The following is a 12,887-nucleotide window of genomic DNA, read 5'->3' as shown; positions in this document are numbered from 1 at the left end:
TTTGTAGGAGCTGCGGAACGCTGCGATCTTTTGATCTTGGCCTCGAGCCGACGAGGGGTCATGCGTCGGCTTGTTTCTGTGTTCGCGACTCTATACTGTATATGCACACAGTACAGGGCCCTTGCCATGCAAATCATCGACAAGCTGAGCATTCTCGCCGACGCCGCCAAGTACGACGCGTCATGTGCGAGCAGCGGCGCGCCCAAGCGCAGCTCCGAGGGCAAGAGCGGGCTGGGTTCGACCGATGGCATGGGGATTTGCCACAGCTATACGCCCGACGGGCGTTGCGTGTCGTTGCTGAAGATCCTGCTGACCAACTTCTGTCTTTACGATTGCCAGTATTGCGTCAATCGCCGCTCCAGCGATGTACCCCGTGCGCGCTTCACGCCGGAAGAAGTCGTGGCCCTGACCATGGACTTTTACCGGCGCAATTGCGTCAGCGGTTTGTTCCTCAGCTCCGGCATCATTCGCTCGGCGGACTACACCATGGAGCAATTGGTGCGAGTCGCCAGGCTGCTGCGCGAAGAGCACGAGTTTCGCGGCTACATCCATCTCAAGACGATTCCCGAAGCGGATCCCGCACTGATTGAAGAAGCCGGGCGCTACGCCGATCGCTTGAGCGTCAACATCGAATTGCCTACCGACGCCAGCCTGCAAACGCTGGCGCCGGAAAAGCACATCGGCTCGATCAAGCAGGCAATGCAGACTATCTACACGGGCGAGCAGACCGTTCTGAACGAACCTCGCTCACGCAAATTCGCCCCGGCAGGGCAAAGCACGCAGATGATCGTCGGCGCCGATGACACCGACGACAGCACGATCCTGCATGGCGCTCAGGCCTTGTACGGCAATTTTCGCCTGCGCCGGGTTTATTATTCGGCGTTCAGCCCGATCCCCGACAGCCCGAAAAGCGTGCCCCTGGCCGCGCCGCCGCTAATGCGCGAGCACCGCTTGTATCAGGCCGACTTCCTCTTGCGCAGCTATGGCTACAAGGCTGACGAATTACTCAAGGGCCCAGGCAATCTGGCCTTGGACATCGATCCGAAACTGGCTTGGGCGTTGCACAATCGCGAAGTCTTTCCGCTTGATCTCAATCGGGCCGAAGCGTCCTTGATCGCGCGCATTCCCGGCATCGGTCTGCGCACGACCGAGCGTCTGGTGGAGTTACGCCGTCAGCGGCGGATCCGCTACGAGGATCTCGCCCGCATGCGCTGCGTATTGGCCAAGGCCAAGCCGTTCATAATTACCAGCGACTATCACCCACAACAGGCCGAAGTCACCAGTCATATGCTCTACCAGCAGTTGCGTGACCGGCCGATGCCGCAACAGATGGGATTGTGGGGATGATCAATCTCGATTGCGACGATCTGTTCGATACCTGGCGTCAGCAGGCCCGTTGGCTGCTAAGCCATGAAATCGACCCGAGTCTGGTGAGTTGGGCGTCGGAAGGAGTGGGCGATTTATTCGCCACTGATGACCCGGTGCCCGAAGGGCAGGGGCCGTTCCTGGCGAGAATCCCGCGGGTTTTGCTCGATACGCTGGAACAGGCTTCGCAATACCGCGGCGATCAGCGCTGGAGTCTGCTTTACGAAGTACTGTGGCGTGTCAGTCACGGTGACCGCACGGCAATGCTCGCCGGGGACAAACTGGGCAGTGAGTTGCAGCGTCGGATCAAACAAGTGCGCCGTGAAGCCCACCATCTGCATGCATTTGTGCGCTTCATCGAGCGACCGAAAAGCGACCAGGGCCCGCAATACGTCGCGTGGCACGAGCCGGCCCACGACATCCTGCACAGCGCCAGCGAACACTTCATCGGACGCATGGGCCAGCACCGCTGGTTAATCGCCACGCCGCGTGACGGCGTTTATTACGATGGCGAACAACTGATCCACCATCGCGAATGCCCCTTGGAGTGGCAGCAACTGGCGCAAAACGTCGACGATCCCCATGGCGATCTGTGGTTGACCTATTACAGCCACATCTTCAACCCGGCGCGGTTGAACGAGAAGGTCATGCAGGGGCACTTGCCAGCGCGGTTCTGGAAGAACCTTCCAGAGGGCGAGTTGATTCCGGGGCTGATCACTCAGGCCAGGATGGGCAAGCAGCAGAATGGGCAAGCGAGCGGGATTGCCGGGCGAGGCGGCAAACGGATTGCATTGAAATAGTGATCAAAGATCGCAGCCTGCGGCAGCTCCTCCACAAATCCCCTGCAGGAGCTGCCGCAGGCTGCGATCTTTTGATCTTGCTGTAACCCATAAAAAAGCCCCCCACCAATCACTTGGTGGGGGGCTTTTGCGTATCAGCAATCGTCAAATCAAACCTTGACGATCCAACCCGCTGGCGCTTCGATGTCGCCGGTCTGTACGCCCGTCAGCTCTTTGTAGAGCTTCTGAGTGACCGGGCCGACTTCGGTTTCGCTATGGAACACGTGCAGGTGGTCGTTGTAGCTGATGCCGCCGATTGGCGTGATCACCGCAGCGGTACCGCAAGCACCGGCTTCTTTGAAGTCCGCGAGCTTGTCGATCAGCACATCGCCTTCTACCACTTCCAGGCCCAGACGCGATTTCGCCAGTTCGATCAGCGACAGGCGAGTGATACCTGGCAGCACCGATGGCGAGTTCGGCGTCACGAACTTGTTGTCGTGGGTGATCCCGAAGAAGTTGGCCGAACCGACTTCCTCGATTTTGGTGTGGGTCATCGGGTCCAGATAAATGGCGTCGGCGAAGTTGGCTTTCTTCGCTTTCGAGCCAGGCATCAGGCTTGCGGCGTAGTTGCCACCGACCTTGGCAGCACCGGTGCCCTGTGGCGCGGCGCGGTCGTAGCTGGAGATCTGGAAATTGTGCGGGGTCAGACCGCCCTTGAAGTAGGCGCCGACCGGAATGCAGAAGATCGAGAAGATGAACTCGGGTGCGGTGCGCACGCCGATGTTGTCACCCACGCCGATCACGAACGGGCGCAGGTACAGCGCGCCGCCAGTGCCGTACGGCGGGATGAAGCGCTCGTTGGCGCGAACCACTTCTTTGCAGGCTTCGATGAACTGCTCGGTGTCGACCGTCGGCATCAGCAGACGCGCGCAGCTGCGTTGCATGCGCAGGGCGTTCTGGTCCGGGCGGAACAGGTTGATCGAGCCATCCTTGCAACGATAGGCTTTCATACCTTCGAAGCACTGCTGACCATAATGAAGGGCCGTCGAGCCTTCGCTGATGTGCAGGACGTTATCTTCGGTCAGGGTGCCCTTGTCCCACTCGCCATCGCGAAAGTACGACAGATAGCGCTTGTCGGTCTTGATGTAGTCAAAACCCAGCTTGTCCCAATTGATGCTTTCGTTACCCATGACACCCTCTATCACTGAACAACCGCCGAAACGGTTCAAGGCTTCTGACGTTTTTTGGATGGGCACAACAATACTTCATTCTTGGGCGGTTTCGCAGCCGGAATTCACGCCACCGATCGTTCCCATGTTTGATCGTTCTTACGCTCTGGGTGGGAACGATCAAAAGATCGCAGCCTGCGGCAGCTCGTACAGAATCGGCGAACTCCTGTAGGAGCTGCCGAAGGCTGCGATCTTCTGCTCTTCAAAGGTGCAATGCATGCCCCAGAGCACGCAATGCCGCTTCCTGCACTGCTTCGCCCAAGGTCGGATGCGCGTGAATGGTGCCGCCGATGTCTTCCAGCCGCGCGCCCATTTCCAGGCTCTGCGCAAATGCTGTCGACAACTCGGAAACCCCGACACCCACCGCTTGCCAACCGACAATTACATGGTTATCCCGCCGCGCAACCACGCGCACGAAGCCGCTTTTCGACTCCAGCGTCATTGCTCGGCCATTGGCGGCGAATGGAAAATTCGAAACGATGCAGTCCAGGCCCGCAGCCTTGGCCTCGTCCGGCGTCTTGCCGACCACCACCAGTTCCGGGTCGGTGAAGCACACGGCGGCGATGGCGGTCGGGCTGAATTCGCGGCTTTTGCCGCTAATCAGTTCGGCCACCATTTCCCCTTGCGCCATGGCGCGATGAGCGAGCATCGGCTCACCGCTCAAATCGCCGATGGCGTAGACGTTGCGCATGCTGGTCTGGCAACGGTTGTCGATCTTGATCGCCGAGCCGTTCATCTCAAGGTTCAATGCTTCGAGATTGAAACACTGGGTGTTGGGTTTACGACCGACGGCTACCAGCACCTGATCGGTTTCCAGATTCAGCGTTTCTCCTTCAGGGTCGCGCACCTGCAACGTGCCGTTGAAACCCAGCACGCTGTGTTTCAAATACAGCTTCACGCCCAATTGCTTCAGCGCGTCATGCACCGGTTGCGTCAGCTCAGCGTCGTAGGCTGGCAGGATGCGATCCTGCGCTTCGACAACGCTGACTTCAGCGCCAAGCTTGCGATAGGCAATGCCCAGCTCCAGACCGATATAACCGCCGCCGACCACGGTCAAGCGTTTTGGCACCGACGTCGGGGCCAGCGCTTCGGTGGAGGAGATGATCGGCCCGCCAATCGGCAGGATCGGCAAGTTGACGCTGGTCGAACCCGTGGCCAGCACCAGATGCTCGCACTGAATGCGCGTGTCGCCGACTTCCACGGTCTTGCCATCAATGACCTTGGCCCAGCCATTGATGACCTGAACCTTGTTTTTCTTCAGCAGCGCAGCGACGCCGGTGGTCAGGCGATCGACGATGCCGTCCTTCCACTCGACGCTTTTCGTGATGTCGAGGGTGGGCGCGGAAACACTGATACCCAAGGCCGAATGCTGGCTGTGATGCTGGGTCTGGTGAAACTGCTCAGCCACATGGATCAGCGCTTTCGACGGGATGCAGCCGATGTTCAGGCACGTACCGCCGAGCGATTGACCTTCAACCAGAATCGTTGGAATGCCCAGTTGTCCGGCGCGAATCGCTGTGACATAACCGCCAGGGCCACCGCCAATAATCAGCAGCGTGGTGTTAAGAGTTTGCATTCGATTACTCCACGAACAGCGTTGCAGGTTGTTCGAGCAAACCACGAATGGCCTGGATGAAGAGTGCCGCGTCCATGCCGTCGACCACGCGGTGATCGAACGAGCTGGAAAGATTCATCATCTTGCGGATCACCACCTGGCCTTTGACGACCATCGGCCGTTCGACGATTTTGTTCACGCCGACGATGGCCACTTCCGGCAGGTTCAATACCGGTGTGCTGACAATGCCGCCCAGCGCGCCAAGGCTGGTGAGGGTGATGGTCGAACCGGACAATTCGTCGCGGCTGGCCTTGCCATTGCGTGCGGCAGTGGCCAAACGCGAGATTTCCGCAGCGCTGTCCCACAGGCTGCGCGCCTCGGCGTGACGTACCACCGGCACCATCAAACCAACATCGCTTTGCGTGGCGACCCCGACGTGCACGGCACCGAGGCGGGTGATGACCTGGGCTTCGTCGTCATAACGTGCGTTCATCTGCGGGAAGTCGCGCAGGGCAACGACCAGCGCGCGGACGAGGAACGGCAACAAGGTCAACTTGCCGCGGCTGGCGCCATGCTTTTCATTCAGATGCGCGCGCAGTTCTTCGATCGCCGTCACGTCGATTTCTTCGACGTAACTGAAATGCGCTGCCCGCTGCGTGGCCTCCTGCATGCGCTGCGCGATCTTGCGGCGCATGCCGATGACTTGGATCTGTTCTTCGTCGTTGCGCTGGGCGTATGCAGCGGCGACCGGCGCCGAGGCGTTGGACTGACCTTGTGCCAGATACGCCTCGAGATCTTCATGCAACACGCGACCAGCCGGGCCGGTGCCGCGTACCAGACGCAACTGAATACCCAGATCCAGCGCATGCTTGCGCACGGCTGGCGAGGCGAGCGGACGTTCGTCTGCTTCGCGAGCAACCATCGGGCCCTGGCAAACAGGAGCAGGGCGCGCGGCAGCTGGCGCAGGTTTGCTTTCAACAGCAGCTTCCACTTTCGGCGCAACAGGCTCTTTGGTAACAACCGGAGCGGCTGATTCTTTGAGGTTGCCGGCACCCTCGACTTCAATGCTGATCAGCACACTGCCAACCGCCATCACTTCACCCGGCTGACCGCCAAGCGCGATCACCTTGCCGTGGACCGGCGACGGAATATCGACCATCGCCTTGTCGGTCATCACGTCCGCCAGCACCTGGTCTTCAACCACCAGATCGCCGACCTTGACGTGCCATTGCGACAGTTCCACTTCTGCGATGCCTTCGCCAATGTCCGGCATCTTGATAACGTGCGTGCCCATTCAGACCTCCATGACCCGTTTCAACGCCGCGCCCACTCGGGACGGCCCTGGGAAATACGCCCATTCCTGCGCGTGCGGGTAGGGGGTGTCCCAACCTGTGACGCGTTCGATTGGCGCTTCCAAGTGATGGAAGCAATGCTCTTGCACCAGCGACACCAGCTCGGCGCCGAAACCGCAGGTGCGGGTCGCTTCGTGGACTACGACGCAACGGCCGGTTTTCTTCACCGATTTGACGATGGTTTCCAGGTCCAGCGGCCACAGGCTGCGCAGGTCGATGACTTCGGCATCTACGCCTGATTCTTCAGCAGCAACTTGCGAAACGTAAACGGTGGTGCCGTAAGTCAGCACGGTCACGTCCTTGCCCGGACGAGTGATCGCGGCGACATCCAGCGGCACGGTGTAGTAGCCGTCCGGCACTTGCGCGGCAGGGTGTTTCGACCACGGCGTTACCGGGCGATCGTGATGGCCGTCGAACGGGCCGTTGTACAGGCGCTTCGGCTCGAGGAAGATCACCGGATCATCATTTTCGATGGAAGCGATCAGCAGGCCTTTGGCGTCGTAAGGATTGGACGGCATGACAGTGCGCAGGCCGCAGACTTGGGTGAACATCGCCTCAATGCTCTGGCTATGGGTCTGGCCGCCGTAGATGCCGCCGCCGCACGGCATGCGCAGGGTCATCGGTGCGGTGAATTCACCCGCCGAGCGATAACGCAGGCGCGCCGCTTCGGAAATGATCTGGTCGGAAGCCGGGTAGACGTAGTCGGCGAACTGGATTTCGGCGACCGGCCGCAAACCGTATGCGCCCATGCCGACGGCTACGCCGACGATGCCGCTTTCGGAAATCGGCGCGTCGAACACCCGCGAGGTGCCGTACTTGGTCTGCAGGCCTTCGGTGCAGCGGAACACGCCGCCGAAGTAGCCGACGTCCTGACCGAACACGACGACATTGTCATCACGCTCAAGCATCACATCCATGGCCGAGCGCAGGGCCTGGATCATGGTCATGGTGGTTGTGGTCATGGCGGTTTCCAACTGAATATTGTTGTTGTGGTCGTTCATGTCAGATCCCCAACTGCTGACGCTGGCGCTTCAAATGCTCCGGCATCTCTTTGTAAACGTCTTCGAACATGGTCGCGGCGCTCGGGATCTGCCCGCCAGCCAAGGTGCCGTACTGCTCGGCCTGTTTCTGCGCGGCAATCACTTCGGCTTCGAGTTCGGCGCTGACGGCGGCGTGCTCTTCTTCCGACCAATGGCCGGCCTTGACCAGATGCTGTTTCAGACGTGCGATGGGATCGCCGAGAGGGAAGTGGCTCCAGTCATCGGCGGGGCGGTATTTCGATGGGTCGTCGGAGGTCGAGTGCGGGCCGGCGCGGTAGGTGACCCATTCGATCATGGTCGGGCCAAGATTGCGGCGGGCGCGTTCGGCAGCCCAGGCCGAGGCGGCGTAAACCGCGTAGAAGTCGTTGCCATCGACCCGCAGCGAGGCGATGCCGCAACCAACGCCGCGTCCGGCGAAAGTGGTGGCTTCACCGCCCGCGATGGCCTGGAAGGTCGAAATTGCCCATTGATTGTTAACGACGTTGAGGATCAGCGGCGCGCGATAAACGTGAGCGAAGGTGAGGGCAGTGTGGAAGTCCGATTCGGCGGTAGCACCGTCACCGATCCACGCCGAAGCGATTTTGGTGTCGCCCTTGATCGCCGAGGCCATGCCCCAACCGACGCCCTGAATGAACTGAGTGGCGAGGTTGCCGGAAATGGTGAAGAAACCAGCGTCTTTGACCGAGTACATGATCGGCAACTGGCGACCCTTGAGCGGGTCGCGCTCGTTGGACAGCAGTTGGCAGATCAGGTCGACCAGCGGAACGTCGCGGGCCATCAGAATGCTTTGCTGGCGGTAGGTCGGGAAGCACATGTCATCAATGTTCAGCGCCAGCGCCTGAGCGCTGCCAATCGCCTCTTCACCGAGGCTCTGCATGTAGAACGACATCTTTTTCTGACGCTGCGCGACGACCATGCGGTTGTCATAGATGCGCGTCTTGAGCATGGCGCGCATGCCTTTGCGCAGAATCTCTACCGGGACGTCTTCAGCCCATGGGCCGAGGGCGTTGCCCTGATCGTCGAGCACGCGAATCAGGCCACGGGCCAGGTCGGCGGTGTCGGCCGGTTCTACATCGATGGGAGGTTTGCGCACCGTACCGGCATCGGTGAGATGCAGATAGGAAAAGTCGGTTTTACAGCCGGGACGGCCCGAAGGTTCAGGGACGTGCAGGCGCAGCGGTTCATACGCTTGGGTCATGGCTTCTACGCTCGATCTTGTGAATTTCTTGTAGTGAGCTGGCAGTCATTCCTCGGTAGAAGAATTCTTGTCCTACAACAATCATAGGCCGGGGCAAGAAGAATATTTATCTCTGTTTCGTTGCGCTTGCGATCATTTGCAGATAAAAAATCTGCATAAACATAAAAAACAGGTGGTTTTGTCCCATGCGCAAACTGGACCGTACCGATATCGGCATTCTCAACAGTCTTCAGGAGAACGCGCGCATCACCAACGCTGACCTCGCGCGCTCGGTCAATCTGTCGCCAACGCCGTGCTTCAATCGGGTCAAGGCAATGGAAGAATTGGGCCTGATTCGCGAACAGGTGACGCTGCTGGACGCGGATTTGCTGGGGTTGCACGTCAACGTTTTCATTCACGTCAGCCTGGAGAAACAGGTCGAAGAAGCGCTGCAGCATTTCGAGGAAGCGATCTCCGACCGGCCCGAGGTGATGGAGTGCTATCTGATGGCCGGCGACCCGGACTATCTGATCCGGGTGCTGGTGCCGAGCATTCAGTCGCTGGAGCGTTTCATGATGGATTTTCTGACCAAGGTTCCGGGCGTGGCGAACATCCGCTCAAGCTTTGCTCTCAAGCAAGTGCGCTACAAGACGGCGTTGCCGTTGCCGGTCAATGGGTTGACGTTGGGGAGCTGAAAATCAAAGGATCGCAGCCTTCGGCAGCTCCTACAGTTGCACCGTATTCCAAATGTAGGAGCTGCCGAAGGCTGCGATCTTTTGACCTTAAAGCTTGTTGAGCGGAACCTTCAGGTAAACCACGCCATTGTCTTCGGCCGCGGGGAAATTTCCCGCCCGCACGTTCACCTGGATCGCCGGCAGTAACAGCGTCGGCATGCCCAGCCCGGCATCACGCGTTGTGCGCATCTCGACGAACGCCGCTTCATCGATTCCGTCATGCACATGAATATTGCTTTTGCGCTGTTCGCCGACCGTTGACTGGCAGTGCGAGGCGCGGCTCTCGGGCGGGTAATCGTGGCAGACGTAAAGCTTCACGCTGGCCGGGAAGGCCAGGAGCTTTTGGATCGACCTGAACAACTGCTGCGCGTTGCCGCCAGGAAAGTCGCAGCGCGCCGTGCCGACATCCGGCATGAACAGCGTATCGCCGACCAGAATCTGCTCGCCATCGATCAGGTACGCCATATCCGCAGGCGTGTGGCCGGGGACGTGCAGGGCGGTGGCTTTGAGATTGCCGATCATGAACGACTCGTCGGGCGCAAACAGATGATCGAACTGCGAGCCGTCGACGCTGAATTCCGGCTCCAGATTGAATAACGTCTTGAACACGTTCTGCACTTTGCTGATCGATTCGCCGATGGCGATCTTGCCGCCCAGTTCACGGCGCAGGTAAGGCGCGGCGGAGAGGTGATCGGCGTGGGCATGGGTTTCCAGCAACCATTGCACTTGCAGCTGATGCTTGCGGACGAAGGCAATGATCTTGTCTGCCTGAGTGGTGCAGGTGCGACCCGCGGCGCCGTCGTAATCGAGCACCGGATCGACGATTGCGCACAGTCCGCCGTCGGCTTCGTAGACCACATAGCTGTAGGTCGAGGAGGCGGGGTCGAGGAAAGCTTCAATCAGGGCGGGCATGGGGAAAACCTGTGCTGGGAATTCAGGGTTGCAACACTTTATGTAAAAACATAATGTTCGCAGCTTAAGTGACGTCCAAGGCCTCGTGCAAATGCAATCCAGTCTGACCGAAAGTGAAGTTGCCCAACTGCGTGCCTCCGCATCCAAGGCCTGCGCGCTGCTCAAGGCGTTGGCCAATGAAGATCGCTTGTTGATCCTCTGTCAACTGACCCAGGGTGAGCGCAATGTCGGCGAGCTGGAAACAATGACCGGTGTGCGTCAGCCGACGCTGTCGCAGCAATTGGGCATTTTGCGTGATGAAGGCCTGGTCGCGACGCGCCGTGAAGGCAAATACATTTTCTACGGCCTGGCCAGTCACGAAGTCATTCAAGTGATGAAGACCTTGTCAGGGCTTTATTGCGGAGCGGTGCTCAAGAGCTGGGAACAGCCATAAATGCCAGCCGGAACAGTAATTACCCTGTGGGAGCTGGCTTGCCAGCGATGAGGGCTTATCAGCCAACATTTATGTGAGTGACGCACCGCTATCGCTGGCAAGCCAGCTCCCACAGGTTCATCGGTTTGACCCGAACACACCCTTGCGTGCAGCAAAAGGAACAAGCAATGAACGATCAACACTGGGGCCCATCCATCAGTGCCGATATCGTGGTCATCGGCGGCGGCACGGCGGGCATCGGTTTTGTCGCCAGTTTGCTCAAGCGTGATCCGCATCTGAACATCACCGTGATCGAACCGAGTTCGCAGCACTACTACCAGCCGGCGTGGACGCTGGTCGGCGGCGGGGCTTATGACGCCAAGGACACCGCAAGGCCGATGAGCAAGGTCATGCCGCGGCAAGCGACGTGGATTCAGGCCAGCGTCACCGCCATTGATCCGCACCAGCGCCAACTCACCCTCAACGACCAACGCACCGTCAGCTACCAAAACCTCGTCGTGTGCCCGGGCCTGCGCCTGGCCTGGGAGAAAATCGAGGGCTTGCAGGAAAGCCTCGGCCAGCACGGCGTGACGTCCAATTACAGTTACCAGCATGCGCAATACACCTGGGATCAAGTGCAGAAACTGCGTGATGGCCGGGCGCTGTTTACCCAGCCGGCGATGCCGATCAAATGTGCCGGTGCGCCACAAAAGGCGCTGTATCTTTCCTGCGATCACTGGCGCAAATCCGGCGCACTGCACAACATCAACGTCGAATTCAATCTGGCTGGCGCCGCACTGTTCGGCGTGGCGACATTCGTACCACCGTTGATGAAATACATCGAAAAATACCGCGCGCAACTGGCGTTCAATTCGAATCTGGTCAAAGTTGACGGCCCGGCGAAAACCGCCTGGTTCGAGGTCAAGGACGCCGACGGCAACGTGACCCGCGAAGCGAAAATCTTTGATCTGCTCCACGTCGTCCCGCCCCAGGTCTCGCCGGACTTCATTGCGCAGAGTGCCCTGGCCGATGCCGCCGGATGGTGCGAAGTCAATCCGCACAGCCTGCAGCATCCGCGCTATCCCGAGGTGTTCGCCCTCGGCGATGTCTGCGGTACCAGCAACGCCAAAACCGCAGCGGCGGTGCGCAAGCAAATTGTCGTGGTGGCCGAAAACCTGTTTGCTCAGCGTCAGCAGCAACCCCTGCCGCTGAAGTACGACGGCTACGGCTCCTGCCCGCTGACGGTGGAGAAGGGCAAGGTGATCCTTGCCGAATTCGGCTATGGCGGCAAGCTGCTGCCGACTTTCCCGCTGGACCCGACCGTTGCCCGCCGTTCGGCCTGGTGGCTCAAGGCTTCGCTGCTGCCGTGGTTCTACTGGAACGGCATGCTCAAGGGCCGCGAGTGGCTGACACGTCTCTCCAAGGTTGACTGAGAAAACCCTATGTTGCTGGCAAGTCTGTTTGGCGTGGTGATGGGGCTGGTCCTCGGTCTGACCGGGGCCGGTGGTGGCATTCTCGCGGTGCCGGCGCTGGTGCTCGGGCTCGGCTGGACAATGACCCAAGCGGCGCCCGTCGCCTTGTTCGCGGTCGGCAGTGCGGCGGCGGTCGGTGCGATCGATGGTTTGCGGCATGGCCTGGTGCGTTATCGCGCGGCCCTGTTGATCGCGGCGCTGGGGGCGGTGTTTTCGCCGCTGGGGATCTATTTCGCGCACCAGTTGCCGGAGAAGATCCTGATGATCCTGTTCAGTCTGCTGATGGTTATGGTCGCCTGGCGAATGCTCGGAAAAGAGCGTCGGCAAGCGGGCCCAAGCGATCATGGGCATGCCAGTTGGGGCCAGAAGAACTGCATGCTCGACGTTGAAACCGGACGCTTCGACTGGACCGCCAAATGCACCGCGACGCTCGCGGCTTTGGGCGCGATCACCGGGCTGGTGTCCGGTTTGCTCGGCGTCGGTGGCGGCTTTTTGATCGTGCCGGCGTTCAAGCAACTGACCGATGTGCAGATGCGCGGCATCGTTGCCACGTCATTGATGGTGATCAGTCTGATTTCCGTGATTGGCGTGATCGGCTCGTTTCACGCGGGCGTGCGGATCGACCGTCAGGGCGCGGCGTTCATCATTGCCAGTGTGGTCGGCATGATTATCGGCCGTACGCTTTGCGCGCAGTTGCCGGCGCGGGCGTTGCAGGTGGGATTTGCCAGTGTCTGTCTGGTGGTGGCGGGGTACATGTTGTTGCGGGCGTGAAGAGCAACAGATCGCAGCCTCGTTGCACTCGACAGCTCCTACGAGAGACTGCGGTCCTGTAGGAGCTGCCGAAGGCTGCGATCTTTTCA

At 59.8% G+C, this 12,887-nt stretch carries 12 protein-coding genes; 6 read left to right on the top strand and 6 right to left on the bottom strand.

The genetic code is table 11. The features are described 5' to 3' along the window. Window positions 1-126: 126 nt before the first annotated feature. Window positions 127-1,347, top strand: a complete 1,221-nt coding sequence (locus tag EL257_RS16395) for a putative DNA modification/repair radical SAM protein (protein ID WP_126364370.1) — start codon at window positions 127-129, stop codon at window positions 1,345-1,347. Then, window positions 1,344-2,165: a TIGR03915 family putative DNA repair protein gene (locus tag EL257_RS16390; protein ID WP_126364368.1), complete on the top strand. Its 822-nt coding sequence runs from the start codon at window positions 1,344-1,346 to the stop codon at window positions 2,163-2,165. The genes EL257_RS16395 and EL257_RS16390 overlap by 4 nt, the downstream gene beginning before the upstream one ends. Before the next feature lie 149 nt (window positions 2,166-2,314). Here the strand turns inward: EL257_RS16390 and EL257_RS16385 are convergent, their stop codons facing one another. From EL257_RS16385 to EL257_RS16365, 5 genes are all read right to left on the bottom strand, one after another. Next, window positions 2,315-3,334 (bottom strand): branched-chain amino acid aminotransferase, encoded by a 1,020-nt coding sequence (locus tag EL257_RS16385; RefSeq protein ID WP_126364366.1) that lies wholly within the window; start codon window positions 3,332-3,334, stop codon window positions 2,315-2,317. 241 nt (window positions 3,335-3,575) lie between these two features. After that, window positions 3,576-4,949 (bottom strand): dihydrolipoyl dehydrogenase, encoded by a 1,374-nt coding sequence (lpdA, locus tag EL257_RS16380; RefSeq protein ID WP_126364364.1) that lies wholly within the window; start codon window positions 4,947-4,949, stop codon window positions 3,576-3,578. A 4-nt stretch (window positions 4,950-4,953) separates the two neighbouring features. Beyond that, window positions 4,954-6,222, bottom strand: a complete 1,269-nt coding sequence (locus EL257_RS16375; RefSeq protein ID WP_126364362.1) for a dihydrolipoamide acetyltransferase family protein — start codon at window positions 6,220-6,222, stop codon at window positions 4,954-4,956. Beyond that, window positions 6,223-7,281 (bottom strand): alpha-ketoacid dehydrogenase subunit beta, encoded by a 1,059-nt coding sequence (locus EL257_RS16370; RefSeq protein WP_007952909.1) that lies wholly within the window; start codon window positions 7,279-7,281, stop codon window positions 6,223-6,225. A gap of 1 nt (window position 7,282) precedes the next feature. Continuing rightward, window positions 7,283-8,518 carry a 3-methyl-2-oxobutanoate dehydrogenase (2-methylpropanoyl-transferring) subunit alpha gene (locus EL257_RS16365; protein WP_126364360.1) on the bottom strand — a complete coding sequence of 412 codons (1,236 nt, stop codon included), beginning with the start codon at window positions 8,516-8,518 and terminating at the stop codon, window positions 7,283-7,285. Between the two features lie 185 nt (window positions 8,519-8,703). On the opposite strand from EL257_RS16365, the gene bkdR reads away from it, so the two are divergent. After that, window positions 8,704-9,192, top strand: a complete 489-nt coding sequence (gene bkdR / locus EL257_RS16360; RefSeq protein ID WP_126364358.1) for a Bkd operon transcriptional regulator BkdR — start codon at window positions 8,704-8,706, stop codon at window positions 9,190-9,192. Between the two features lie 87 nt (window positions 9,193-9,279). Here bkdR and EL257_RS16355 read toward each other — a convergent pair whose 3' ends face one another. Continuing rightward, window positions 9,280-10,143 (bottom strand): MBL fold metallo-hydrolase, encoded by an 864-nt coding sequence (locus EL257_RS16355; protein ID WP_126364356.1) that lies wholly within the window; start codon window positions 10,141-10,143, stop codon window positions 9,280-9,282. Between the two features lie 91 nt (window positions 10,144-10,234). Between EL257_RS16355 and EL257_RS16350 the strand changes: the two genes are divergently transcribed. From EL257_RS16350 to EL257_RS16340, 3 genes are all read left to right on the top strand, one after another. Continuing rightward, window positions 10,235-10,576 (top strand): ArsR/SmtB family transcription factor, encoded by a 342-nt coding sequence (locus EL257_RS16350; protein WP_126364354.1) that lies wholly within the window; start codon window positions 10,235-10,237, stop codon window positions 10,574-10,576. 167 nt (window positions 10,577-10,743) lie between these two features. After that, complete coding sequence (locus EL257_RS16345; protein WP_126364352.1) at window positions 10,744-11,988, top strand: NAD(P)/FAD-dependent oxidoreductase; 1,245 nt, start codon at window positions 10,744-10,746, stop codon at window positions 11,986-11,988. A 9-nt stretch (window positions 11,989-11,997) separates the two neighbouring features. After that, window positions 11,998-12,798 carry a sulfite exporter TauE/SafE family protein gene (locus EL257_RS16340; RefSeq protein ID WP_126364350.1) on the top strand — a complete coding sequence of 267 codons (801 nt, stop codon included), beginning with the start codon at window positions 11,998-12,000 and terminating at the stop codon, window positions 12,796-12,798. Window positions 12,799-12,887 lie beyond the last annotated feature (89 nt).

This window comes from Pseudomonas fluorescens (assembly GCF_900636825.1).
GTDB lineage: Bacteria > Pseudomonadota > Gammaproteobacteria > Pseudomonadales > Pseudomonadaceae > Aquipseudomonas > Aquipseudomonas fluorescens_BG.
Note: the sequence above shows the minus strand (reverse complement) of the source record. Positions and strands in the feature narration are given on the sequence as shown.

What these genes read in the sequence shown, in the direction of transcription:
- EL257_RS16390 (WP_126364368.1), top strand. Translation starts at nt 1,344, where the DNA reads ATGATCAATCTCGATTGCGACGATCTGTTCGATACCTGGCGTCAGCAG.
- EL257_RS16375 (WP_126364362.1), bottom strand. Translation starts at nt 6,222, where the DNA reads ATGGGCACGCACGTTATCAAGATGCCGGACATTGGCGAAGGCATCGCA.
- EL257_RS16395 (WP_126364370.1), top strand. Translation starts at nt 127, where the DNA reads ATGCAAATCATCGACAAGCTGAGCATTCTCGCCGACGCCGCCAAGTAC.
- EL257_RS16340 (WP_126364350.1), top strand. Translation starts at nt 11,998, where the DNA reads ATGTTGCTGGCAAGTCTGTTTGGCGTGGTGATGGGGCTGGTCCTCGGT.
- EL257_RS16385 (WP_126364366.1), bottom strand. Translation starts at nt 3,334, where the DNA reads ATGGGTAACGAAAGCATCAATTGGGACAAGCTGGGTTTTGACTACATC.
- EL257_RS16355 (WP_126364356.1), bottom strand. Translation starts at nt 10,143, where the DNA reads ATGCCCGCCCTGATTGAAGCTTTCCTCGACCCCGCCTCCTCGACCTAC.
- lpdA (WP_126364364.1), bottom strand. Translation starts at nt 4,949, where the DNA reads ATGCAAACTCTTAACACCACGCTGCTGATTATTGGCGGTGGCCCTGGC.
- EL257_RS16345 (WP_126364352.1), top strand. Translation starts at nt 10,744, where the DNA reads ATGAACGATCAACACTGGGGCCCATCCATCAGTGCCGATATCGTGGTC.
- EL257_RS16370 (WP_007952909.1), bottom strand. Translation starts at nt 7,281, where the DNA reads ATGAACGACCACAACAACAATATTCAGTTGGAAACCGCCATGACCACA.
- EL257_RS16350 (WP_126364354.1), top strand. Translation starts at nt 10,235, where the DNA reads ATGCAATCCAGTCTGACCGAAAGTGAAGTTGCCCAACTGCGTGCCTCC.
- bkdR (WP_126364358.1), top strand. Translation starts at nt 8,704, where the DNA reads ATGCGCAAACTGGACCGTACCGATATCGGCATTCTCAACAGTCTTCAG.
- EL257_RS16365 (WP_126364360.1), bottom strand. Translation starts at nt 8,518, where the DNA reads ATGACCCAAGCGTATGAACCGCTGCGCCTGCACGTCCCTGAACCTTCG.